A 25,272-nucleotide genomic window follows, 5' to 3' on the forward strand; every position below is an offset into this window, starting at 1 on the left:
GCTGTAAAACAAAAATGTTCTTCATCCTTTATTCTGATAGCACTGCGTGGCGTTAACTATACTCCTGAACTTCTGACAATCATAGGACTTACAGACGAAGCAATCAAAAACCTGATTCTTTCGTAGGGGTAATTCATGAATTACCCCTACTTTCGTGATGTTTTGCGTAAGTCCTGAATAAATCCAAAATCTAAAATCCAAAATTATCTATGATGCTTGTTTATGACCTAATTTGAGGAAAATGGTTTCTAGGTCTTCTTGGGTACAGTGAAACTCTGTGATGGGAATTCCTGTACTGACAAGCGATCGCAATAAATCCGCAGAATCTTCTGGTTTACCAGAAAAATTGACTCGCACACTATTTTTACTAGGTATTACCTCCCATTCTTCCACTAAAGGATGATTTTTAATTTCCCTCACTAATATATCTATATTGCCCAAAGTAGACACAAAAATCTGCTGTCGGGAAAGACGTTGATAAAGATGTTGGAGTGAAGAACTTTCTACTAAAAAACCTAGTTCCATAATACCCACGGATGTACACAACTCCGCTAAGTCGCTAAAAACATGGGAAGAAATTAAAATTGTCATTCCTGCTTCTTGCAAAGCTTTAATAATTTCCCGAAACTGCATCCGGGCAATGGGATCAAGTCCCGAAACAGGTTCATCTAAAAGGAGTAAAATTGGTTCATGAATAATAGTTCGGGCTAAACTTAATCGCTGTTTCATCCCCCGTGAGAGAGTAGAAATCATGGTATTGCGTTTATTACCCAGTTGAATGAGTTCTAAAACTTCGTGGAGGCGTTGGGTACGGTGTTTTCCTTGCAAACGATACAAACGGGCAAAATAATCTAAATAATCCCAAACTGTCAAATCTTCATATAATGGGTAGTCATCGGGTAAATAACCAAGACGACGTTTAAGTTTGAGATTGCTTTGATCTCCTAGAAGGCGATCGCCATTAATATAAATCTCACCTGTAGTCGGTTCTTCAGCAGTGGCTAACATCCGAATTAAGGTGGTTTTACCTGCACCATTGGGACCTATTAATCCGTAAACTTCACCCGTTTGGATTTCTAAGTCAACATCATTAACAGCAACCTGTCTTTCAAATTGCTTAGTTAGTCCGGTGGTGCGAATTGCTATTTCTTTTACCATCGTGGCTGGGTTGGGGCTTGTGTGCAATAGTTAACTTAAACTGTTTCTACAGTGGAATTAATTGGCCATTGTTTCGGAAATGGGAACAAAACAGTTGTAGGGGCGAAGCATTTGCAAAGTAGCCTGTGGTACAAACTAATAATTAATCGTCTGAATGCTTCGCCCTTACAGGAGTATAGCCAACGCCACGCTGTGCTATCAGGATTTGAGAATAAAGAATAGATAATTTTGCCTCTTGCCTATTCCCTCTTGCCCTCACTCAAACCCCCACAAATCAGTTAAATTAGCGGTATTAGGTTTATGCTGCAATTGAGTAACCAAAAAGGTTAATATGCCAAGAACACAGAAAAACGATAACTTTGTTGACAAATCCTTTACCGTTATGGCAGATATCATCCTCAAGATATTGCCAACCAACAAAAAAGCTAAAGAGGCATTTGTTTATTACCGAGATGGAATGTCCGCACAAGCAGAAGGTGAATATGCTGAAGCATTAGACTATTATACAGAAGCCTTGGAAATGGAAGAGGATCCCAATGATCGCGGTTATATTCTCTATAATATGGGGTTGATTTATGCCAGTAACGGTGATCATAATAAGGCTTTAGAGTTTTATCATCAGGCTATTGAGTTAAATCCACAATTACCCCAAGCTTTAAACAATATCGCCGTCATTTATCATTTTCAAGGTGAAAGAGCTAAGGAAAGCGGGGATCATGACGGTGGTGAAGCATTGTTTGATCAAGCAGCGGATTATTGGATTCGAGCAATTCGCATGGCTCCCAATAATTACATTGAAGCTCAAAACTGGCTAAAAACTACCGGGCGATCGCAAATTGACGTATTCTTTTAAGTTAGCCATGAGTCGGTTGTTAGTTTTATGACAACTGACCACTGACAACTGACCACTGACAATTAACAACTGATAAATTATGATTGATAGTCAACTAGTTCGTAAAGTTGCTAATCTCGCTCGTTTAGAATTGACAGCAGATGAAGAAACACAATTTACCACTCAATTAGGTAGTATTCTGGATTATATTCAACAACTAAATCAACTGGATGTTACTAATGTCGCACCAACAACCAGAGCTATTGATGTTAGCAATGTCACCAGAGAGGACATTCTCCACCCTTATCCTGAAAGAGAAGCAATCCTCAACAGTGCTCCTCAACAGGAAGGTGATTTTTTCCGAGTTCCTAAAATTCTTAATGCTGATTAGATAGGGACTAACTGGATTTTCGATTTTGGGTTGAAAATTCAATATCTAAAATTTCAGAAACCTGCAATATCAATATAAAAGAGTAGAGACGATCCGAGGAACGTCTCTACATCCCCGTAGGGACAGGGGATTAGGGGATTAGGTTTTTGGGTATGAAACTAATATAGCAGATGATCTTTTATTTGCCAAGTATTTTGACAACTTTTTTGTATACTGATGTTAAAAATCTCAGTTACCACTTGGTTATTATTCCTCTTGATTCACTAAAATCCATATTCCGCAGTTCATTACTTCATTTTCTAAGATGAAAATATTTCCGTAATTTCATTTTTTATTGTTTTTAAACATACATATTTTATAAAATATTTTCAGTTTTCATACGTAATCTTTTAACCCTTATTAAGAATAATTATTGAAAAGGCTTATACTTGATCATGAAGTGTGGAATGTGGGTAATCATTCTGCTGAAACAGCCAAACATATCCTTAAATAACTCAATACTTGCTATGTAGATGATGTACAGAAATTATAGAAAGGTGCGTTAGGCTAAAGCCATAACACACCATACTTAATTTAAATTAAAAGCATGACTAAGGATATAAACCCCTATCGGTTAAGGCTTGCGCGACCCTACCTACACCTAAAGTATAAGCAGCTAACCGCAGATTTACTCCCCTTACTTTTGACTCATGAATCACTTTACGGTAAGCTTGAACCATTAAATGTTCCATTTCTTTGTTAACTCGTTCTTCGTCCCAGAACAAGTAAGAAAGACCTTGTACCCATTCTAAATAACTTACCACTACACCTCCAGCATTGGTTAAAATATCTGGTAAGACGGTAACACCACGGGCTTCTAAAGCTCGGTTAGCTTCTAAAGTTACAGGACCATTAGCAGCTTCCGCGATAAATTGGGCTTTGATTTGATTAACATTCTCTTGAGTAATCTGGTTTTCTAATGCAGCGGGAATTAGCACATCACAGGACAGAGTTAGCAAATCTGCATTACTAATAGGTTTACCTTGGGGAAATCCCACTACACTGCGGCGGTTTTCAGTAGCATAAGCTTTAACAACGGAAATATCAAGACCCGCTTCAGAAAATATACCCCCAGCACCACTGGAAACAGCGATAATTTTCGCCCCTGCTTTATGTAGCAATTCTGCCGCAGCACCGCCTACATTACCGAAGCCTTGAATCGCTACCCGCGCTCCAGCCAAGGATTTACCATGATCTGCCAGGGATTCACGGATAATAATCATTACACCACGTCCTGTCGCCATTTCTCGTCCTAACGAACCACCAATCGATAGAGGTTTACCTGTAACTACTCCTGGGACAGAATGACCGACATTAACAGAGTAAGTATCCATCATCCACGCCATTTCTCGCGCTGATGTTCCCATGTCTGGAGCAAGTATATCTACTGATGGTCCAATGTCCTTAATTAATTCACTGATATAACGGCGGCTAATTCGTTCTAATTCCCCTACAGTGAACTTTTTAGGGTCTATGGGAATTCCCCCTTTCGCACCACCGTAGGGAATACCTAACAATGCACATTTCCAAGTCATGAGCATGGCCAGGGCGGAAACTTCCCGTAATGTCACCGCTTCATGGTAGCGAATACCACCTTTATATGGTCCTAAAATATCCGAATGTTGTACCCGGTGTCCTGTCAAAACCCGCACATCTCCATGATCCATTTTCACAGGTATAGAAACTGTGACAACCTTGCGGGGATAACTAAGTATTTCTAAGATACTTTGATCTAATTTTAATTCTTTAGCAGCCCATTGTAAATAGCTACAAGCTTGATCATACGGGCAAATATGCGCCGGAGAATCACTTTCCATAAGTGGGAGAGAGGTTGTTACCATAATATTTAGTCCTGAGTATAGTATCTTTGTCAACTGAATTCATAAGGTTAGCTTACCTTGTTTTTTGAGAAATATATGAATTTTGTAGTTTTTGTTACAATTGTATTTTTATTTGTATGATAAAGAACGGTTACTATACTGGGGAACAGGAAACAGACATAACAGACATAAATGTGATGTTGTTGGGTTTCGTCAACCCAACCTACGTTAAATGAATAAGTACCTGAGCAAAATTAATTGTACATTTGGGAAAACAAGAGAAATCTCTGTATCTCTTGTCTGTCCCCTGTCAACTGTCAACTGTCAACTATCAAATGAATATTTCTGGTGTAAAACTCCCATGTAAACCGTAGGGAATATGATGTTTTAGACGTAGTTTTGTAATTCTACCTTTTTCCAAATTCTGAGCATCTAAAATCACTATCTCTGAACGATGATTTTCTGCATTGTAAACTACAACTATAATCCAACCATCATCTTCTTGTTGAGAATGTGCGCGAGGAACAAAAATTGGTTCTCCTACAAATCCTCGCGGTGCTGTACTCCAAAGTTGTTTTTTTCCTGATTCTAAATCTACCTTAAAAATGGCTTGTAATGGTGCATTCAATGTTGATTTATGAGCCGCAGCACTGTATAAATAACGGTATGGTTTACCTAGGTGACGCGGGTGCATAGTGGGAAATTCAGTGGTACGAGTATCTATTAACTGATTTTGGACTTGATTCTTTAATAAATTGAGATGAAATCTCCATATTTGCGGAGGTGAATTTTTTTCAAAATCAGTTTTTCGATAATCGCTATTGGGTTCAACTTCCATTAATGATTCATAACAAATAGAATCAACGATAATTTCATTTTCTAGTTCAAAAGCATTAACATGATGGAAAATGAAACCCGCTTTGGTCTCTAAAATTTTGACTTTTTCAATGGGTGTATTTGTGGTGCGAGGAATAATGATGATTTTTGTGGGTTGATTTTTTTCAACTTTAATACATTCGGCTGCACCACATATTCCTAAAGCAAAAGGTATGGGGTTAAATTTAACGGGATTTTGGAAAAAGATACAGTAATTTTCTGTAATTACAAAATCATGAATAAAACAAAAACCAGGAACTTGATGATTTTTTTTGCTGGTAATTTCTCCCTGGGTATTCAATTCAAAGATGGTAATTGTGGTTAATAATCCGGGTTTTATGGCAAAGTTAACTAATATCCCACGGGGATCAATTCGTGGGTGGGCGCTAAAGGCTTCTCCCTTGGACAAGACACCGTTAAAATATTCATTTCCTAAGGTTTCTAAGCTGTGAGGATTGAGTAAATAGGGTTCGGCTGCTTCCCATAATGCTAGGAGTTTTTTACCCCAATAAATAACGTTGGTATTGGCAATATTTTTGAGTTTAAAATCGAAAATATTAGCTAACCAACCACCGGGTTTTTGTGTGCCAAAAACCCCCCGATAAAGAATTTTTTTTGCTTTTTGTTCTGCTAAATAACCTGCTGTTTGTACAAATCGGTTACGAAAATGAGCGCGGCCATTGATAAATGTAATGCGGCTGATCATGCCGTCACCATCAAAAGGATGGTGTAATCTTTCTCCATTTATATCTAATAAACCTGCTCCATTTCTAAATAATGTTCCGGCTAATTCTGGGGGTATTTCTCCTTCGATATCATCAATCCAATAGTCATATTCTTCGGGAAGGGATTCATATCCACCTTGCCAATCTTTGATGGTATAGGATTTTTCTAGAACTTGGTTATCTTGTTGGTGATCTTGGGTTTCTAATGTTTGCATTTTTTTGGTTGACTGTCCTGAAAGACTATAAAGACTATATTGATGAACTATCATCAATTTCTATTTTACCATCTGGTAGCCAATTAATAAAAAATATGGGAATTAAAGAACTCAAGTTAGTAATGATGATTAGTAACCATAATAAATCAAATTGATTTTCTGTGATTCCTAACCATTTCATCATCATAGATCCTAACCAATAGGAAACTGTTCCTCCCAAATTAAATACAGACATTATTAAGGCAAAAAATGTGGCTTCTATACCGGGAGGACAAAGCTTTGTTGCCAATACTAGGACGGGCATAAATACAATTTGCCCAATCACGGTAATAATTAAATTATCACCTAAACTAAACCAATGATCATTTATTCCTAAAAGTCTATTGGTATGAGTTACTAATAATAAGGTTGTCATTCCTAAAGCGGTGGATATAAGAATACCCCAAGTAAAGATAATTTTAAAGGAGATAGTTTTAAAGTAACGCTGAAAAGCCCACACTCCCACTAAAGAAGCAAAACTTGTTACTAATCTCACTCGTCCTAAAAATTCTGGTTGAAATTGTAGTTCCTTGGTTGTAAAATAGAAAAATGCTGATTCGGCATTTGGTGTAGCGTGCCAAACAAATATAAATACTGTTGGTAGTAAAACTGCTTTTTTTGTGATTGCTTGACGTATTTGTACTAATTGATATTTAATATGATCGTAATTGTTTTTTTTATCATCTTTGTTCAGGGGTTTTTCTGTAATTAACCAAGCGACAAATGAGGTAATTATAGGAAATAATGCTGTGATTAAAAATACTGTACGAGTGGTAAAGTATTCTAAAAGTAGGCCGCTAAAGTAAGCTGTACATAAGCCACCAATGGCTGAAATAGCCCAGCAAAGAGATTGTAAAGAACCTAATTTTTCTGCTGATTCTGATCTGGCTCTTTCCACTACTATGGAATCAACTATCACATCACTAAGAGCAACGGAAAAAGAAGAAAGGAGAATCATCATTGTTGCAGTTGAGGCACTATTAACTATTGTTCCTAAACTCAACCAAGCCGCACTTCCTATAATTCCCGATAAGAATATATAAGTTTTTCTATGGTAGCCAAATAATGGTAAAATATCAGAAATAAAACCATATAATGGCTTGATCATCCAAGGTATGGTACTGATACCGATAATTGCGGACATTTGTACTGGACTTAATAACAATTCATCTTTGAGAAAAAAGCTAACAGCTAACCGGGATAACATTAATATCCCTTGGACAAAATATATAGTCAGAATTGCAATTAACTCAGGAGTAAGTTTATTTCCTAAAAGAATTTGCTCGATTAGTGAATCTTTAAGTTTTGGCAATTTGGCAGATTCATTTAACATTGAAATCAATATTTTTTAATTTTCATTTACTTTTATATCATATCCAGATTTTCAAAATACTGTCTAAATTGACCTGAATCACATTCCACAAATCTCCGATAATATCTCCAAGGTTATAAAGTATACCAAGAACCATGTTTCCGCCCCTATTTTACCTCTTCATTGTCACAAAACCCCACCTCTAGCTTTTTCCCGGCCAGTGAGCAGGGGAAATAGATTTCCAAGAAATCTTTTCCCCTGATTGAAAACGCCCTGTTAAAAAAATGAGGGAGGAGTGGCAGCTTTTATGATTTTGGCTGTAAACCTAATTCGCAAAGTGTTTTTGCTTCGTCAAGAGAGTAATTTTGCTCTAATTCTATCTGTGGTTGTGTACACCAACCCTGCCTAAACCACTCATAGGAACGCTGTTTACTCCAAAAAGTTAAGTTTTGATCACTTTGTCTTTTATATGGACCTTCTGTGTGGGCGCTACATCCTTTGTCTTTCCAGCTTTTACCCTCTAGCCATCTTGTATCACTGTCACCTAAATCAACTAAGTAACGTCCATTAGATTTAAGTAACGTCCATTAGATTGGGAAACTGATTTGGCTACATATTTCTGACCAGTTAAATTTTTAACACAGTTGGCAAGATTAGTTTTTTGACACTGTGCTAATGCTGCATCAGGTGAAATGTTCAATTTAGTGTATTCTTTGACGCATTGAATAACTGTTGCTTCCTGGGCTTGAATGGTTGTTTCACTCAGCAAAAGAGCAATAAATAATCCTATGGCTGTGATAGTCATGAATGATTTATGAAATTTATTCATGGTGGTTTTCAAAGGTAGTAATTCGGACGACTTACCACAAATTAAAGGTAATAACCGAAAATTTACTATATTTCAATATCTTTGCCAATTTACGTATAAGTCTCAAGACTAATAAAATCATGACGATATCAGGAAAATTTTACCCAAGGTGTTGATATTTGTAAAGTAATATTACAAACCTTGGAAAAATATTGAGAAATTGCTCACCTGGCAAACATAGCTTTAAGGTAGTAGCTATAGAAGAGAATTAAGGCCAATTTATAAAATGAACAAAAATAATCTTCAAAACTATCGGTTTGCTTGTACCTTGACCTTTGGTGATATATATGGCCAAATTATTGTTTGGTTAATTACCATTACTATTAGTTTAGCATCTGCGTTAGCATTAATGGGCGCGAAACGACCTGTTTACGCTTTGGCTACGGTGGGTCTTGTGGTTCTCCTGTCTCTGCCTTTTTTACTTTTTGCCTTTGTGACAACTCTATTAAATAATATTGAATTGAATGCTGTAGAGCCGGAAACAAAGACTGAATCAACATAAACCAATGATTTGTTACCCTGTCTCTAGCAGGGCTTACGCAACTGGCATAATAGATGAAATCGTAGTCAGGAATTTAGTTCTATCTTTAGACCTGAATATCAACAAAAGATGATAACTTTTTGTGACATTTGCGTCAGCCCTAATCCAGGACGGGGAATTTTTTTATCATCTTTTATGATCTATCATCGGTGATTGACAATGCTAGAACATGATGTAATTATTGTTGGTGGTGGTTTGGCTGGATGTCGGGCTGCGCTGGAAATCGCCCGCATTGACCCTAATTTAAAGGTAGCGGTAGTTGCTAAGACTCACCCCATTCGCTCTCATTCTGTGGCTGCTCAGGGCGGTATGGCTGCATCTTTGAAAAATGTTGATGATCAAGATTCTTGGGAAGCACACGCTTTTGATACTGTTAAGGGTTCTGATTATTTAGCAGATCAAGATGCAGTCGCAATTTTAACCCAAGAGGCACCAGATGTGGTGATTGATTTAGAACATCTAGGGGTGTTGTTCTCTCGTTTACCTGACGGTCGTATTGCTCAACGGGCTTTTGGTGGCCATTCTCATAACCGTACTTGTTACGCTGCTGATAAAACCGGTCATGCGATTTTACATGAATTGGTAAATAATTTACGCCGTTATGGTGTCCAAATTTATGAAGAATGGTATGTAATGCGTCTGATTTTAGAGGACGGCCAGGCTAAGGGTGTGGTCATGTTTCATCTTGTAGATGGAGATGTTCAGGTACTACGAGCAAAGGCTGTGATGTTCGCTACAGGTGGCTATGGTCGCGTTTATAATACGACTTCTAATGATTATGCCTCCACTGGTGACGGTTTGGCAATGACCGCGATCGCTGGTTTACCTCTACAAGATATGGAATTTGTCCAATTTCATCCCACTGGTTTATACCCGGTGGGGGTGTTGATTTCCGAGGCTGTACGGGGTGAAGGAGCTTATTTAATTAACGCTCAAGGTGATCGGTTTATGGCTAATTACGCCCCTAGTCGCATGGAATTAGCCCCTCGTGATATTACCTCACGGGCGATCGCTTATGAAATCCGTGCTGGTCGTGGTGTAAATACTGATGGTAGTCCCGGTGGTGCTTTTGTTTACCTGGATTTACGCCATCTGGGTCGGGAAAAAATTATGAGTCGTGTTCCTTTTTGTTGGGAAGAAGCCCATCGTTTGGTCGGTGTGGACGCTGTAACTCAACCTATGCCGGTACGTCCCACGATTCACTATTGTATGGGTGGTATTCCTGTTAATACTGATGGTCAAGTCCGTAATAGTGCTGATGGTTTTGTTGAGGGGTTTTTTGCCGCAGGTGAGACAGCTTGTGTCTCTGTTCACGGTGCTAATCGTCTCGGTAGTAACTCTTTATTGGAATGTGTAGTTTATGGCAAGAGAACCGGAGCAGCGATCGCTAATTATGTCCAAAATCGTCAATTACCATCAGTAGATGAAGTACGGTACATCAGGGAATCCCAGCAACAAATTCAAGCTTTAATAGCACAACCTGGACAATATCGAATTAATCAAATTCGTCAATCTTTTCAAGATAATATGACTGAATATTGCGGCGTTTTTCGCACCGCAGAATTAATGGGTCAGGGTTTGGAAAAAATAGCCGAATTACAACAGCAATATTCACAAATATACTTAGATGATAAGGGAAAAAGCTGGAATACAGAATTAGTTGAAGCCTTGGAATTACAAAGTTTAATGGTAGTAGGACAAACCATTTTAGCGTCGGCCTTAAATCGTCAAGAAAGTCGTGGCGCTCATTTCCGAGAAGACTTTTCTCAAAGAGATGATATCAACTTTCTTAAACATACAATGGCCTATTACTCATCAACAGGTATTGATATTCAATATCGTCCAGTCACAATCACCATGTTCGCACCAAAAGAGCGAAAATATTAATTAAAGTTATCATTCATCTGTTTAGTACGGTAGTTGGTAATTGATGATTTACTGGTGCGAAAACATATCTTGCTTAATTTTTACATATTAATGCTAACACCCAATAATTATGGGTGTAGCATATTATAATATTTATAAGCGTAAAAAAAGCTGTTTTTGCAATAGTTAAATATCTTAGGAACTCCTAAAATGATAAAACTAACTAATTTACACCCAGCAACTAACTTTTGCAGTATATCTTTAGCTTATAACATCTCAAGCAAATTTTGTAGCCACCGAAATATGTTTATCTAAAACGCCGGTTACGTCTAATAGCAACTGCTTTACGTTTACGCTTTTCTAAAGGTGTTTCAAAGTGTCGCCGAGATTTTACATCAGCTAATATACCAGCTTGAGCAACTTGGCGTTTAAAACGACGCAAAGCCGAATCTATGCTTTCATTTTGTCCTAAAAGCACCTGAGTCATTCTTATCCTGCCCTTAATTGATTAATGATTTTCATTTTGAAAATTTTCATTCTCAACAAGCATTTTATCAAAAACTTGATTAGAAATAAACTCTTCACAAATTAGTTAGGTTTGGGTCTAAAATTCGGCAATTCTACGGACGCTAAAGATTTCCGTCCCTTGGGTGGTCGTTGGGGATAAATCAATGGTGAAGGTGATTTATTTTCAGATGTATCGGATGTATTATGATCCAAAGATTCATCATCTACAACATCTAACCAATAATCTTCCATTTCCACCTCTGTAGAAGTCATTGGTAACTCCGGCGCTGGTGATAATAGTAAATTATTCCTTGCATCATTTTCATTAGTAGCCAATGGATTAATTTCTAATTCCACATCCTGCTTAATTGTTATTTCTGTTTGTTCATTATCCTCCAGATTCAAGAGCAAATTTTTCCAAATAAATGTATCATCTTCATCAGGATGATGAATATTTACCTCTCTTGCTGTTGCTTGTGAAATTACTTCAGATAATGAACTAGCAAAAAACTGATGGGTGATATCATCCTGTGGCGGACTTTCCGGTAATATTTGAGAAGTAGATACAGTTTCTATGTTATTCGTTATGGGCTGGGAGATGAATGGTTCTTGCTCATGGCCATAGTGATCAGAAATATTTGCAGTTGGTGGAATCCAGGGATCATGTATAGAATCATCTTCAGAATCTGTAACTCCAGACCAAGGTTGAATAGGTTGAGCGTTGGGGAACAAAGATCGAGCTTTTCTAGAGAATCTAGTTTGTTTGTGAATAACATTGTATGGATGATGAATATGATCCTCTACATAATTTCCAGGACTAGGAATTGGTGTATCTAGACATTTTTCCAAGGCCGATTTAAATTGTAAAGTCTGTCGTTGTTGACGCATGAGTCTAGTTTGCAACTCACGACAAGTATTTTCCCATTGTAATAGCTGCTGGGACTCTTGACTGTAATTACTTTGTAGTAAAGAACATTCTCGTTCCAAACGCGCTAAACGTTGTTGGCTAATTTCCATAAGGGATTTATAACCCTCTATACAGAGTTCCTGACGTTGAACCGTTTGTACATATACCTCTAACTGTTGATATAGAGACTGAATTTGCTCACCGGCAGCAGAAAGCTCTTGAGATTGTTGTTTAAACATAGACTCAGTAACACTAGAGCGTGTTTTCTGCCATTGCAAAACCTTTTCCGCTTCAGCTAATTCCGTTTTTAACTGCTGTACTTGAATGTATAAATCATTATTAGCCGTGCGTAATTCTGTATTTAAATTTAGTAGTTGCTGAAATTCTAAATTGACCTGTGCGTGTTGATCAATGTCAAGTTCTACAATCAAGTCCTGTTGGTTGCTGTCTTCCAATTTTTCCATAACTACGGTTTCGTGTTTATCATCTGTACTTGGCCGATAGCGTCGCGTTCTCGAAGGCTAATGGGAGGTAAATTTGTTATAATCACTATGATTATAACCCACAAATACCTAACCGATATCATTTATTGACACAAACAAAATAGTCAATAGATATTAAATCTAGAAATTACGATTGTGAATTAGTTCCACCCTGAAAGAGCAAAGCTTGTACCGAAAACTCCCAATCTAAAATCTAAAATCTAAAATCTAAAATCTAAAATCTAAAATTTTTTGGTCAGTTGTCAATTAATTAAGGTAGCCAATGGGGATGAAAGCCGACGAGGGGTAATTGTTCTGGTTTAATATCAATGTTAGTATTATCAGGGATGGGTAGCAAGGGCATCAACCAAAGACTACTACTAGCAATCGGTTCACCATCCTCGGTTTTTAAGGTATTTGCGGGTAATGGTGTGGTATTATTGCTGATGGGAATTACTTGGTCAAATAATAAGCCTAAACCGTCAGGTGCTAAACTCGTTTGCACATTGCGTTGAGCAGCAGGTAACAGTAGTAGTGGTTTTTGCATTCCTGTTTTCAAATCAATGGCTAGTAAATAAGGCTGTTCCAGATATTGTTCCTGAGAAATAAGTTGTGTCAGTAAGCAGTAAAGAGTGGGGGATGCAGGATCAAACTGACAACTCAGAATAGAGCCTTTAGTCTTTAATAATTGCTTTTGTACACCTTGATTCGTAACCAAAAACAAATCTCGCGTATAATCGGTATTGAATTTAACCATTGCCGCCTGGGAGCCGTCTTTAGAAAAGGCCTGTACTAAGCCAAATTGGGGAAGAAAATCTAGGGGTTTGTTGCTATTACCGTCTAAAGAAACAATTGCTGTTCCCTGACCTTGGGAAACTGCTACGGCTTTGCTGTCCGGTGTAATCAAAAAATCCCCACCCGGTTGCCCTTGTAAACGTTTTGCAACGGGTTTTTCTGAATAAATATCATTGCTAGTAGGTAAATACCAGAGAGCGAAATCACCAGGGTTATCCCGTTTACCTCTTTGAATAACAATAGTTTCTCCATCTGCTGAAAGGTCAAATTTTAGATTTTGATATTCTTTGTTATCCAAAATTAAGTCAACTTTCCCTGCTGCTTTTTTCCTAGTACCAACCTGACTAGAAATACCCGTAGTAACACTATAAATTTGGGCTGAAAGTAGGTCGGGATTTTGAGAGGAGCGGGCGGAAAATACAATTTTTTCACCATTAGGGAACGGTTCAAAATCCATAACAATTAAGTCTTTAGGGGTAAGAACCTTTTTTTGTTCTTTGGTCAAATTATAAAGTACCAACTGTCCCGGAAATTCTTGATTAGTTCCAATATAAAGAATAACGCGATCGCGGGTGGTAAAACTACCATTAAAAGGCTGCATAACCCGGTTTTTTCCTTCTGCTTGGGAATATTTGTCTCTACCTTTTTCTAATTTAACTTGGTAAGTTGTGCCATAGGGGGCTGGTGTGAGCAGTGTATACACCATTCTTCTTCCTGCCCAACTAATTTTACCAGCCAAAGGTGGATCTATTTTCAGATTTTCCTCCACACTTTTGATATCCATAGGCCGACTAAAATTCAGAGAAAATGAAATATCATCCGCTCCAATTTGTTGTTTTTCCCAGGTAAAATTGCGGACAATAGGTTTGACAACATCACCTTTCCAGATGATTAACCCTATCAGCATACTTAATAGTAGCATCAGGGCGATCGCAATTCCATCTAATGGTTGAATAAATTTATAAGATCTGCTCATCTAACAATTTTGGATTTTAGATTTTGGATTTTAGATTTTGGATTTTAGATTTTGGATTTTGGATTTTGGATTTTAGATTTTGGATTTTAGGTTTTAGGACGACTATATGATTGTGTATTTAAGAAGCACAAGCAAAAGTTACAATCATCATCTACTCCTGATTAATAACTGTAAGGATTTTGAGGTTGGGGAATTTTTTTCAGAGAATTGGCCGCAATAGTTAATTGACGTTTCTCCCCAATAGTTTGAGTTGTCATTTGTCCTTCCACTTCTAACCATGTATCAGGTGGATATTGTTGACGAGACGAACTTGGTAACTGTACTGGTAATCCTACTGGATAAGCATCAGCCGCACAACAAGTGAGGATAAATCGGGCTAAAAATATATATTCTTGACTAACATTAGGTTGGTGAATCACAAATCCCTGCACCTTTACCTTTTGTCCCGTATATGCGTCCGGTTCAGGATATACATTTAGTGTTCTTACCCAGTCTACCAGCGATCGCTCCTCTGGACGAACCTGAGCGCGAAAAGCTTGGGGTTGAACACGAGTCGCACCAATTAATTCTGTTACTCCTCGGTCTAATGCTGTTTGACTAGCAAAAGCACGGGGTGTAATCATTAACCCTAAAATTGCGGCTGTTAATAGCAGGAAACTACCCCAACCAGGAGGAAATACATTAATGTGCAGTGCATTAGCCTTATCAGCTTGGTGACGGTGTTTCCACAGTTGTAAACCTTTAAAAAAACCAACAATTAACAAACCTATACCACCGACAATAGCTAACCAAAAGTAATCAGGATGAATTAACAAATAGAGTTTACCTGTTAGCCAGTATTTCAACATTAAAATACCCCAAGCTGCAATAGCGACCACATCTAACCAGGGTATGAATTTATTTGAGGCTTTGATTTGAGAATTTGACATTTTGTCAGTAATAGCTGAAGTGATAATATACGCAGAAATTACGGAATAATCAACCACATATCGAAACCAGGAAAAGCCGCACTAAAGACTAGCAACCCTAGTGATAGAAGCAGAAGACAGAGTTTGCGTAAGTCCCATGATCTCAGATTACGTGCAAATTCATGAATAAAGTGAATAAAAGCGTCAATTGTCCAGCTAAGAAAAAAAGATAGATCAGAGCTTTCGGCTTAAAAATGGATAACATTAAACCAACACCCTTAATATCAATCATTGGTCCGAATACCAAAAATGCCAATAACGACCCACTGGTAAAAGTAGAAGCAAAAGATAAAGCAAAGAAAGAATCAACCGTAGAACATATTGATACAACTCCCGCTAATACTAGCATGGCTAAAATCGAGCTAACAGGACCGGCTCCCAGACTGAGAATGAGTTCACGGGGGGCTAAAACTTGGATAGCAGCAGCTATGGCACTACCTAATACCATAACTCCACCTAATTCCCGCAATTCTTGGACAATATTATCTAATACAGACTGGAGTTTCTCTGGTAAAGGTTTACTAAAGTTAGGAATTGCAGCCACTTCACTGTAATAATCATCTATGCGTTTTGGTTTTCCCGTTGTTCCACCCAGAATATAAGTTCCCGATTGCAATAAACTAGGCCTACTGGTTTGCAGTTGTAATTGGGATTGTCTTCCCCCCCGTGTCGTTTTTGCTTGAGTAGGGGGATTAAATTTAAGGTAACGAGCTATACTTGGTTGCAGAAAGGGAATTAAGTCTGATTGAAAACTGAAAATAAAACCAATAATAGTAGCAATGGCCAGAGAAAATACCACCCTTAACACCACTATTTCTGGTTGATCACGAAATGCAGTCCAAGTTGACCAAATCACAATTGGGTTAATCGTCGGTGCGGCTAATAAAAAGCCCATTGCCACCGGTGTAGGTACTCCCTGCATCAACAGTCTCCTGGCCACAGGCACATTACCGCACTCACAAACTGGAAACAAAAGACCCATTGTGCTGCCGAATAAAGCCCCCAGTAGGGGATTTTTGGGCATTTTTTCAACCAATTTACTCTCATCAATAAAAAACAGTAGTACACTGGAGAAAAATACACCCAGCAGTAAAAAGGGCATGGCCTCAACTAGTAGACTGAGAAATAATGTAAAACCATTGTTCAGTTGATTCGTCATGCGTTGCAGTCAACAGCGGTTGGTGAGTTTTAGGGTTTTGTTTTGTCATATTACCCGATGGGGTAGCATCTGCCCAGGGTAGTCACCCCCCAGACGGGGATCAATAAATTAATAATAATAGCAGGGAATAGGCGATATGGAATAGAGTTGAAATTTTGAACTTGGTGATGTTATCATCCGGTTCTGAATAATCCCAAAAATTTAAAAAATACCTGGTTTAAAAATACCTGCGGAATGTGCGCTCAAAGTTTGTCCCTTTGCGTCTTGGCTCGAAACAAGATCCATACCGCCATTATGTAACACCGAAATTCTTTTACCTGAGCTTTTTACTGCGTTGGTGCATGAATCAAAGAAGGTATTAGGACTTACGCAAGTGTCACACCAAAAATCTGTTGTCGGGTGCGTCAGATATCAAAAATCTGCTTATTTGCAGGATTTATGCAGTAGTAAAGCACCCTACCAATGTGTCAGTTACGTAAGTTCTGGGTATATGAATTTGTCTGACCCAGAGGCGCAAAGGGAGAAAAAGTAAAAAAAGTAAGAGTTTGAAAATCAGCAATGTCGCAGTATCTTATCGTCTGACCAAGAAATTAAAGTACAAGTTGGGGATATGGGACAGGAGTCACAAATATCTGAAAATAAAAATCTAGTCTTCAGGACACTCTTTAACCTTGTTAGATACCCACTTTTTACAACCTAGACCCAAAAAACCCCCTCTTTCTTCACAATATCCTTTATCAACCTCTTGTTTTTCTCTAGGAATTTCTGACACTGTAGAACTTTGACGGACAGATGCAAAAAATTGTCCTCTCTCCACTACTGAATTATCTTGTTTAATCTCATATTCAAATTCATTTTTGTAATTTTGTCTGACAACAAATACACGATCACTATGCCTAGTTCCAGCACTTACTCTGGTGAACTCAGAGGATCTACCTTTACTATAATCCCGATCAGTGTACGGAAAATTATCAGGAGATATACCTCGTGAAACGTTTCTGATAATTACTCTTCTACCTTTTTTCGGCGGTTCACTTGAGGATGTAAACCAGGCTGTAGTGTCACCTATATAAGTTCGAGTGCTAGGACATTCACCCACATACTTATACAAAGGCAAAACTATTTGATTAAGTTCTGATTGTCCCTCAACTTCAAAACCAATTTCTGGCTGGGTAGAAGCAGATTGTCCCCAACTGGGAAAGGATTGCATTAATACTAATGGAGTGGATAATGCCAAGATTTTGATCAAATAGGATAGGCACGAGATTCTTTTTGACATTTTTTTTCACCGAATTTAAAGATAAAATCAGGAATTTATAGCCTATTTAGTCAATAAGCTGAAGTTATTGAACTCATAGACTAGTTGTTGAGTGGAAATCATCAGGATATACGCCTGCATTAGTTACAAAGCGACAATCATAAGGGGATTGATTATATCTTGCAACTATCTAAATAGGCAACAAATTTGCCCCAGACTGGTCCGTCTAAAAATGCTCTGGGAAGATGCCCTTTAGGAGCTTCTAAAGAATATTTAAGCTGATCACCATATAAGTATCTGCCTCGATAACGCCAGCCCAAATCAGTAGCAAAATCTTCAAAATGTTCGTTTGTTGGTTCAAATTTAGTACCAAATAAACTCTTCCATGTTTGTGCTTGTACTGAAAACCCAAAGCGTCCTTGGCTCTTATTTTGCCAAGCTCGATTAATAGCACTTAAATTTTCACAGGATAATCGAGAAATTGTTTTATCATTCAGCGATCCAGAAGCTTGGCTAATTTGTAACATTAAAGACTTTGTTTCTTGATCAGCCCCTTGCCAATTACCTTCAGATAATAATTGTTCCAATTTACCAGTAATGGAAAGGTCTACAGTATTACCTTTGGTTGCTATAAGGTCTACAGTTTTGCCTTTGCTTGGTATTTCTACTTCTTTCTTTGGCGCAATTCCAGTCCAAATAGGAGGTTTCTGATTAGTGATAATGTAAAAGGTATTAATGGGAATTGCGGCATTAAATCCTGTTTTTCCCTCAGCGGATGCTCCTGTTTCTTTTTGTCCAGGTGCTGGTTTTTTTACGGGTATGATTGGTTTCCGGTTGACTCTAGTTTCTGAACCTGTGGGATCACTCTTATCTCCTCCACTTAAATCAGCTTGTCCGTGAATACCGATAACTTTACCAGAATCATCAAACACTGGTCCGCCACTATTACCAGTTTTTGTAGCTGCATCATATACTAAGGTATAACCGTTCTTCACCCCGCGAGCAAAGGTAACTACTTTACCTCGTGTAACAGTATATGTTCTCTCCGTCCCCTGTTTGCCAAAAATAGTGGGAAAGCCGGCAACTTTAATATCTGCCTCAAGTTTTACCTCTTCAGAATTGCCTAAAGTGGCGACGGGATAATTTTCCTCTGCTTCAAATGTTACTGTAGCTAAATCCGGGTCATTGTCATTTTTCTGTAATACTTGACGGTCTTTAATAGGATAATCTTTACCGATGTGAGTACGAATTGTGTAAGTAATGTCTGTACTACAGATAACTTTTTTCCTTCCTATTATTGCATCACAAACGACATGATTAGCGGTTAAAACTGTGTAAGTTTTTCCTTTTTTGTCAATAATCACACCTGATCCACCGGGAGAAATATCATTTTGGGTATTGATTTGTACTGTAGTTTTTTCTAGGCTGTCCTGAACTCTTTCTGCTGCCACTGGTTTCAAAGATGTGACAGAGAAAAGTATGGAAATTGTGACTGAGAAGATAGAGTAATTATTTTTCAGTAGCTGGTAGGATAAATTCATATCTACACCTTTAATCACCTGAATACAAAGGTATCACACTTATTGTAGAAGATCAACAAGTCAGGTAATTTATTCCCTGTCTGATAGTTAAAATTCCTGAAAACTGGCTGCTTTTAGCAAAAAGATGATCTTTACTGATGAGGATTTCGCTAATTTATGAGACACAAGCGTGGGAAAGGAAATTTATCTATGAGCTTGGAATACTTACTTGATCTAATGCTATACTAGCTCCTCAAAAACAATATCCTCATAAACCGACTCAATGGGAAAACTTAAATCAATACTTCGTAGCTCGATATTATCCCCCGACTGATAATTAAAAATCTCCCAATTACCGCGATCATTTTTGCGGTATAAATCAATCGCTATTTTCTCAGCATCAACCAAAACATAATCTTGCAAACTAGGATTGCGACGATACAATCTAAATTTATCCCCTCGGTCATAATTGGCTGTACTCGGAGATAAAACCTCAACAATTAAACAGGGATATTGAATTGCTTGGGTTGCAGTGCGATCGCTATCTTCGCACGTAACGCTCACATCAGGATAAACATAATCGTTCGTTTCCAAAATATTTACACGACAATCGGAATTACCAACCTGACAACCACCACCCCGTAAATGACCTTTAACAATAAAAATAATATTACTAGCAATTCGTCCATGATTTTGAGTTCCCCCACTCATAGCGTAAACTTCACCATTAAGATACTCATGGCGAAGCAATTGTTTCTCTTCCCAGACAAAATATTCTTCGGGTGTTAACTTAGGAAACTTATCTTTTACAGCAATCATTTTTTGTTACCCCATCTGTAATAGACGCAAAGTAAAATCGTATTACCTACTTTTCCCTGACTTTTCTTAGCAGCTACTCAGCAGACCCCCCGCCCATTGTTGCTGTTAGGCGATCGCTAGTAATATTTCTGATTTTTAGGACAAAATACAACATCAATAATAGAAAAAATCCGAATCAACCGATTGTGACACCAGGGGTGGGGAATGTGGGTTTAATCATCATCCAAACTACTCAAAAACAGGCGACCAAATTTCCGAAATTGCCACTTCCCAACCAGGTAATAAATCAGGAAGAGTTAAAATATCACCATCTTTGAAAATTACTGTTTTTCCATGAGAAGAAACCTCTACAGTTCTTGTTTTGGGATTAATTAAAATTCCAACTTTTGCACCTAAATTCATAAAATCTTCAATCTTTTTTCTCAGTTTATCTAAAGAATCAGTTTTAGATTTTACTTCAACTACTAAATCAGGAACTAATTCTGCATAATCTTCCGTTGATTTTCTGAGGCGATGAGCACAAACAAAAGATACATCAGGCGCACGTAAATCAGAATTTGGTAATTTAAACCCCGCACTAGAACCAACTACACGCCCTAGTTTACGAGGTCTTACCCAGTTACCCAAAATTCGTGCAAACTCAGTACCTACTTCTTCCGATTCATAACCTGACGGACTCATAATAATGATACTCCCATCTACTAATTCCAGGCGATAGTCAGGATATGCTATCTGTATTTCTTCTAATTCTTTGACTGTAAAAGACATGATCGTTTTCTCCTGAAATACTACGGAAATACTGTCATATTAGGCATTCCTGAATTGAGGTATGAAAATCAAATATTCTAGTTCTTAAACTCTTACTCTCTGCGTCCTTCGCGCCTCTGCGTGAGAAAAAATCATACCTTCATTCACCAACGCCTCATATTATTCATCATGCCAAATTTCTTCCTTCACCCTCACAGGCAATTTCGCTAAATCTGGCAACTCCACCGCCTCCACATCTGTGATTTTATCTTTAATATTAATAGGTATATTCACTGGTTGACGTTCTTCCATCCAGCAACTAGCCACAGGTAAAGTTTCTTCTAACTCGTCTAAAGGACGAGGAATAACCATAACTGCATTTAACTCACCAATGCGTTCCGCTTCAAACATTCCTGCCTCTACTGCTACAGCTACATTAGCCACCGAACCACGAATGATGGCCGTACACAAACCAGCACCAATCTTTTCATAGGAGGCTAAATGTACATCAGCAGCTTTCAGCATGGCATCACAAGCTCCCACCATGGCTGGAAAGCCACGAGTTTCCACCAGTCCAATGGCTTGATTACTCAAACGGCTGTATCTACCATCTTCCATGAATTTAGTTAGGCGGTTAATCGGTAAAACTATATCTAAATTAGGATAGGGACGGGGAATAACCAAACTAGATACCAACTGTCCAAACTGTTCAGCAGTTTGTACACCTGCTTCTACAGCCAAGCGCACATCAGCAATACCACCTCGGACAATAGCGGTACAGTGACCACTACCAATTTTCTCATAACCAACTAAGTGGACTCCAGCCGACTTTAACATCATGTCAGCCGTGCCAACTATAGCGGGGAAACTGAGAGTTGAGACTAAACCTAAAGCAGTATCTTTGAGGCTGTCACGGCGACGTTCTGCATGAATATTGCTCAAAGCACTTTCATTATATGTTTCCATCTGCATTTTCCAGGATAAGGTTCGTATAGCGTCTTCAATCACAGAAGAATGAAAACTAGCATTTGAATATGGACTTGGGTTCACACTTCATACTTAACACTTAACCTGAAGAATTTTCAGAGTTTTGATTGCCCAAAGATTGTCTATGGGGGAATAATGTACTCAGCAGCCTATTTATGCTACCTTGTCCATAAATTTGTGTACCAAAAATATTGTGAGTTTCAAGATTCGACTCACTGGGTTTTAAGTTGTCAGAGCATTCTTCTGTAGACTGCGGAAGCTTAGTTTCTTCAGATGTAGAATCACTTATTACAGCGGTTTCTTCTACCGGAGGAGACTGGCTTTTCGGTGTGGGTGAAGGTGGAGATACGGGTGTAGATTGGTGTTTAAATTCCAGAAAAGCCGCCACCGAGAGTTGAGTTGAGGAAATTACTTGTTCCTGTTTCTCTGGTTTCTCTGGCTGAGAATTAGAAGACTCCGGTTCTTCTGCTGACGCTTCAACAACCTGCCGACTAGTATCCCCCAAAATTGAACCAGAGGCAATCACTTGTCCTGGCGCTACGGAATAGTTAAAAACTGTTGTTGCTGCACCAATACAGGCATTAGCCCCAATTTTACCTTGACCAACCATCAAAAAACCGGCTCCCAGGTTTGCTCCTGCTTCTATTTCTAGGATACCCTCGCTTACTTGGAGAATTGACCCCATACCCAGACATACCCCAGCGCCAATCACAATTCTACTGTTAGTAGCTGCTTGGAGAATTATTCCCGGAGCTAATACCGCACTGGGATGAATAATCACGTCGCCATAAATATGTGTATCAAATCTATCGCTCAATTGTAGCAGCGATATTGACATGAAATTTATTACCTCGGAAGCCGGAAATGGACGATATATTAGCTAATAGGTAATGGGTAATGGGTAATTGGTAATTGTTGCCTCCTGCCCTTTCCCTTTTCCCTACTCCTATGGACGCTGAATAATTGCTTCTAATACGCGGCGTTTTGCTTTGGGGTCTGTACCCACTAAACGCACATACTCGCCTGGATATTCAGAAACATACCCTTCTAAGGCTGCGATCGCTTCTCGTTCAGATGTAGTCTGAATTTGACCCGCAACTGTCCAAGTACCTGTGCGGAAGCGGCGCTGATCTACGTGTTCAACCGCAATTTTTGCACCACTAGACAACAATTGGCGCAATTGATCTACTGTTTCCGCGCTTAGACGGCTGCTGGTGACTGTCGCTGTTGCTGTTGCAGAATTTGTACTTGTAAATGATTTGCTGCTACCAGAAGAGGCTACGAGTCCGTTTGGTCTTTGGATAATTGCTTCCAATACGCGACGTTTGGCTTTGGTGTCAATGCCAATTAAACGCACATAATCACCTTTATGGGACTCTATACACTCTTCTAAAGCAGAAATAACTGCTTGAGTAGATGTAGATTGAATTGGTTCACAACTATTCCAAGAACCTGTACGGAAACGTCGTTCATCTACGTGTTCTGTGCCAATCTTGTAACCACTGGCCAAAAGTTGACGAATTTGATCTAAGGTTTCCGCACTCAATTTCCCACTACCAACGGCATTACCATTACCATTGTAACTGCCAGCAGATGCAGTAGCAGGAGCTTTAAAGCTAGATGTACCAGCAACTACACCATCAGGACGTTGAACGATTGTTTCTAATACCCGTCTTCTGTTGTTATCAATACCAAATAGACGCACATATTCACCGCTATGGTCTCGCAAACAGGATTCTATAGCCGAAACTGCCTCACCTAAAGACCGGGTTTCAATGGCTTGACAACTCTGCCAAGAACCCGTACGGAAACGTCTTTGGTCTACGTGTTCTGTGCCAATTTTAAATCCTTGTTCTAGTAGATAACGTAATTGATCTACTGTTTCTGTACTTAAGCTATAGCTGGCCACGTCACTGCTCCTTTCTAACTCTTCAATTTCAATGCTTGTATAAGATTTATATGCTGCAAGATTAAGTTCATCCCGAATGGGCGCAATACACTTGCTATCTGCGGCGCAGTGATAACCAGCCCGCAAAGCCTGATTAATTCCGACTACATGGTGAGCAAATTCTTGATCCTGCACCTGGACATCTGGTAATCTATCCGCTTGCTGCTGAGTAGTAATTATTGACCCAGAGGCTACGTATTTACCCGGTGGAATTTCCACATCTTGAATTAAGGCGTGCATCATAATAATGCACCCTGCACCCACTCTGGCATTAAATACCGTAGAACGAAAGCCAATAAAACAACTATCGCCAACGTAAGCAGGTCCATGAATTAGCGCCATGTGGGTAATGGAAGCACTTTTGCCAATCCATACTGAGTATTTCTGGCCATCATCACCAATAACTCGGCCTTGCTCCAACCCATGAATAACTACACCATCTTGAATATTAGTATTTTCACTAACACAAAAAGGTGTACCTTCATCTGCTCTAATGGAAGTTCCTGGAGCAATTATGACATTTGCACCTATATTGACATCACCAATTAGGTTACAAGAAGAGTGTACAAATGCAGTTTTATCGATATTGGGTTCGGCTAAACTCCTTGACCACGGGGTTGGGGGTGCCGCCGTGCTGCGGACTACCATTGCGAGATTCCTCCTGAAATAAGCTTTTTGTCAGTTGTCAGTTGTCAGTTGTCAGTTGTCAGTTGTCAGTTGTCAGTTGTTAGTTGTCAGTTGTCACCTATTACCTGTCACCTGTTACCTATTACCTGTCACCTGTCACCTGTCACTTATTACCTGTTCCTGACTATCTATACTGGTCTTTTTTGCTGTAAATGACACGATCTTCAACATAAATGGTATCTATAATTGCCACCACTGCTGCATCTAAGGGTCGTTGTTCATTGCCCAGCACTTGACGAGCAGCACTGCCGCGACTGACAAGTACCCACTCATTCACTCCTGCCCCCACACTATTATCGGCTGCTACCTCGTATACTGGCAGGAGATTGCCATTTTCATCTACCAATTGCAACATCAGCAGTTTCACACCCCGCAGACTGGGATCTTTTTGGGTGCTAGTTACTGTGCCACGAACTCTGGCAATTTGCATGATTAATTATGGTCTTCTACCGAAAGGGCGAATTGTGTTTACACCTTCCCGGAATTGTTCTACATCTTCTGTATATCGAATTGGTAGGACATATTCCAAGTTTTCGTGAGGACGCGCAATGATGTGTGTAGATAGGACTTGTCCACCGTTAACACGCTTCACTGATTCTACTCCAGCACCTACTGAAGCTTGAACCTCGGAAACGTCACCACGGACGATAACTGTCACCCGACCACTACCGATCTTTTCATATCCTACCAAGGTAACACGCGCAGCTTTCACCATCGCATCAGCAGCTTCTACTACTGCGGGAAAGCCTAATGTTTCTACCATTCCTACTGCAATTGACATTTTTTTGTCCTTAAATTAAATTTTTACCTGTACCAGATTTAATTTCAAA

At 38.9% G+C, this 25,272-nt stretch carries 24 protein-coding genes; 5 read left to right on the forward strand and 19 right to left on the reverse strand.

Annotated features, from left to right (window positions below):
* Window positions 1-207: 207 nt before the first annotated feature.
* Window positions 208-1,158, reverse strand: a complete 951-nt coding sequence (locus ACIR310F_RS0115880) for an ABC transporter ATP-binding protein (protein ID WP_028084677.1) — start codon at window positions 1,156-1,158, stop codon at window positions 208-210.
* 331 nt (window positions 1,159-1,489) lie between these two features.
* Between ACIR310F_RS0115880 and ACIR310F_RS0115885 the strand changes: the two genes are divergently transcribed.
* Window positions 1,490-2,011 (forward strand): photosystem I assembly protein Ycf3, encoded by a 522-nt coding sequence (locus ACIR310F_RS0115885; protein ID WP_028084678.1) that lies wholly within the window; start codon window positions 1,490-1,492, stop codon window positions 2,009-2,011.
* Between the two features lie 79 nt (window positions 2,012-2,090).
* Window positions 2,091-2,381: an Asp-tRNA(Asn)/Glu-tRNA(Gln) amidotransferase subunit GatC gene (gene gatC, locus ACIR310F_RS0115890; protein ID WP_028084679.1), complete on the forward strand. Its 291-nt coding sequence runs from the start codon at window positions 2,091-2,093 to the stop codon at window positions 2,379-2,381.
* 590 nt (window positions 2,382-2,971) lie between these two features.
* On the opposite strand, the gene ACIR310F_RS0115895 is transcribed toward gatC, so the two are convergent.
* From ACIR310F_RS0115895 to ACIR310F_RS0115910, 4 genes are all read right to left on the reverse strand, one after another.
* Complete coding sequence (locus ACIR310F_RS0115895) at window positions 2,972-4,261, reverse strand: Glu/Leu/Phe/Val family dehydrogenase (protein WP_028084680.1); 1,290 nt, start codon at window positions 4,259-4,261, stop codon at window positions 2,972-2,974.
* Window positions 4,262-4,571: 310 nt separating this feature from the next.
* Window positions 4,572-6,056, reverse strand: coding sequence for a carotenoid oxygenase family protein (locus ACIR310F_RS0115900; protein WP_028084681.1), 1,485 nt, complete (start codon window positions 6,054-6,056; stop codon window positions 4,572-4,574).
* Window positions 6,057-6,090: 34 nt separating this feature from the next.
* Window positions 6,091-7,428, reverse strand: coding sequence for a folate/biopterin family MFS transporter (locus tag ACIR310F_RS0115905; protein WP_028084682.1), 1,338 nt, complete (start codon window positions 7,426-7,428; stop codon window positions 6,091-6,093).
* 532 nt (window positions 7,429-7,960) lie between these two features.
* The gene (locus ACIR310F_RS0115910; protein WP_155963866.1) at window positions 7,961-8,236 is read right to left on the reverse strand and encodes a hypothetical protein; all 276 of its coding nucleotides are present in this window, start codon (window positions 8,234-8,236) and stop codon (window positions 7,961-7,963) included.
* A gap of 265 nt (window positions 8,237-8,501) precedes the next feature.
* Between ACIR310F_RS0115910 and ACIR310F_RS22800 the strand changes: the two genes are divergently transcribed.
* A complete protein-coding gene (locus ACIR310F_RS22800; protein WP_051289692.1) occupies window positions 8,502-8,777 on the forward strand; it encodes a hypothetical protein in 276 nt (91 codons plus the stop codon).
* A gap of 198 nt (window positions 8,778-8,975) precedes the next feature.
* Window positions 8,976-10,703, forward strand: a complete 1,728-nt coding sequence (locus ACIR310F_RS0115920) for a succinate dehydrogenase/fumarate reductase flavoprotein subunit (protein WP_028084684.1) — start codon at window positions 8,976-8,978, stop codon at window positions 10,701-10,703.
* Between the two features lie 286 nt (window positions 10,704-10,989).
* Here ACIR310F_RS0115920 and rpsU read toward each other — a convergent pair whose 3' ends face one another.
* The 12 genes from rpsU to ACIR310F_RS0115980 form a co-directional block, all read right to left on the reverse strand.
* Window positions 10,990-11,169, reverse strand: coding sequence for a 30S ribosomal protein S21 (gene rpsU / locus ACIR310F_RS0115925; RefSeq protein WP_028084685.1), 180 nt, complete (start codon window positions 11,167-11,169; stop codon window positions 10,990-10,992).
* A 101-nt stretch (window positions 11,170-11,270) separates the two neighbouring features.
* Window positions 11,271-12,560 (reverse strand): hypothetical protein, encoded by a 1,290-nt coding sequence (locus ACIR310F_RS22805; RefSeq protein ID WP_051289694.1) that lies wholly within the window; start codon window positions 12,558-12,560, stop codon window positions 11,271-11,273.
* 289 nt (window positions 12,561-12,849) lie between these two features.
* Entirely contained in the window at window positions 12,850-14,349 is a 1,500-nt protein-coding gene (locus ACIR310F_RS0115935; protein WP_028084686.1) for an Ig-like domain-containing domain, read from the reverse strand.
* Window positions 14,350-14,510: 161 nt separating this feature from the next.
* Entirely contained in the window at window positions 14,511-15,278 is a 768-nt protein-coding gene (locus ACIR310F_RS0115940; protein ID WP_028084687.1) for a TIGR03943 family putative permease subunit, read from the reverse strand.
* 142 nt (window positions 15,279-15,420) lie between these two features.
* On the reverse strand, window positions 15,421-16,476 hold the full coding sequence (locus ACIR310F_RS0115945; RefSeq protein WP_028084688.1) for a permease: 1,056 nt from the start codon (window positions 16,474-16,476) through the stop codon (window positions 15,421-15,423).
* Window positions 16,477-17,122: 646 nt separating this feature from the next.
* Window positions 17,123-17,713 carry a hypothetical protein gene (locus ACIR310F_RS0115950; RefSeq protein WP_155963868.1) on the reverse strand — a complete coding sequence of 197 codons (591 nt, stop codon included), beginning with the start codon at window positions 17,711-17,713 and terminating at the stop codon, window positions 17,123-17,125.
* A 194-nt stretch (window positions 17,714-17,907) separates the two neighbouring features.
* Window positions 17,908-19,275 (reverse strand): GUN4 domain-containing protein, encoded by a 1,368-nt coding sequence (locus ACIR310F_RS23755; RefSeq protein WP_081677609.1) that lies wholly within the window; start codon window positions 19,273-19,275, stop codon window positions 17,908-17,910.
* Between the two features lie 219 nt (window positions 19,276-19,494).
* Entirely contained in the window at window positions 19,495-20,073 is a 579-nt protein-coding gene (locus ACIR310F_RS0115960) for a Uma2 family endonuclease (protein ID WP_028084690.1), read from the reverse strand.
* A 228-nt stretch (window positions 20,074-20,301) separates the two neighbouring features.
* Window positions 20,302-20,841: a Uma2 family endonuclease gene (locus ACIR310F_RS0115965; protein WP_028084691.1), complete on the reverse strand. Its 540-nt coding sequence runs from the start codon at window positions 20,839-20,841 to the stop codon at window positions 20,302-20,304.
* A gap of 159 nt (window positions 20,842-21,000) precedes the next feature.
* Window positions 21,001-21,786, reverse strand: a complete 786-nt coding sequence (locus tag ACIR310F_RS0115970; protein ID WP_028084692.1) for a BMC domain-containing protein — start codon at window positions 21,784-21,786, stop codon at window positions 21,001-21,003.
* 100 nt (window positions 21,787-21,886) lie between these two features.
* Window positions 21,887-22,645 carry an LbetaH domain-containing protein gene (locus ACIR310F_RS0115975; RefSeq protein WP_028084693.1) on the reverse strand — a complete coding sequence of 253 codons (759 nt, stop codon included), beginning with the start codon at window positions 22,643-22,645 and terminating at the stop codon, window positions 21,887-21,889.
* Between the two features lie 108 nt (window positions 22,646-22,753).
* Window positions 22,754-24,403, reverse strand: coding sequence for a ribulose bisphosphate carboxylase small subunit (locus ACIR310F_RS0115980; RefSeq protein WP_028084694.1), 1,650 nt, complete (start codon window positions 24,401-24,403; stop codon window positions 22,754-22,756).
* Window positions 24,404-24,437: 34 nt separating this feature from the next.
* Between ACIR310F_RS0115980 and ACIR310F_RS27400 the strand changes: the two genes are divergently transcribed.
* Window positions 24,438-24,566 carry a hypothetical protein gene (locus ACIR310F_RS27400; RefSeq protein ID WP_269208379.1) on the forward strand — a complete coding sequence of 43 codons (129 nt, stop codon included), beginning with the start codon at window positions 24,438-24,440 and terminating at the stop codon, window positions 24,564-24,566.
* On the opposite strand, the gene ACIR310F_RS0115985 is transcribed toward ACIR310F_RS27400, so the two are convergent.
* Both ACIR310F_RS0115985 and ACIR310F_RS0115990 read right to left on the reverse strand, forming a co-directional pair.
* Entirely contained in the window at window positions 24,567-24,872 is a 306-nt protein-coding gene (locus ACIR310F_RS0115985) for a EutN/CcmL family microcompartment protein (RefSeq protein ID WP_028084695.1), read from the reverse strand. It lies immediately after the preceding gene.
* Window positions 24,873-24,878: 6 nt separating this feature from the next.
* Entirely contained in the window at window positions 24,879-25,223 is a 345-nt protein-coding gene (locus tag ACIR310F_RS0115990) for a carbon dioxide-concentrating mechanism protein CcmK (RefSeq protein ID WP_015080435.1), read from the reverse strand.
* Window positions 25,224-25,272 lie beyond the last annotated feature (49 nt).

It is taken from the genome of Dolichospermum circinale AWQC310F (genome assembly GCF_000426925.1).
GTDB lineage: Bacteria > Cyanobacteriota > Cyanobacteriia > Cyanobacteriales > Nostocaceae > Dolichospermum > Dolichospermum circinale.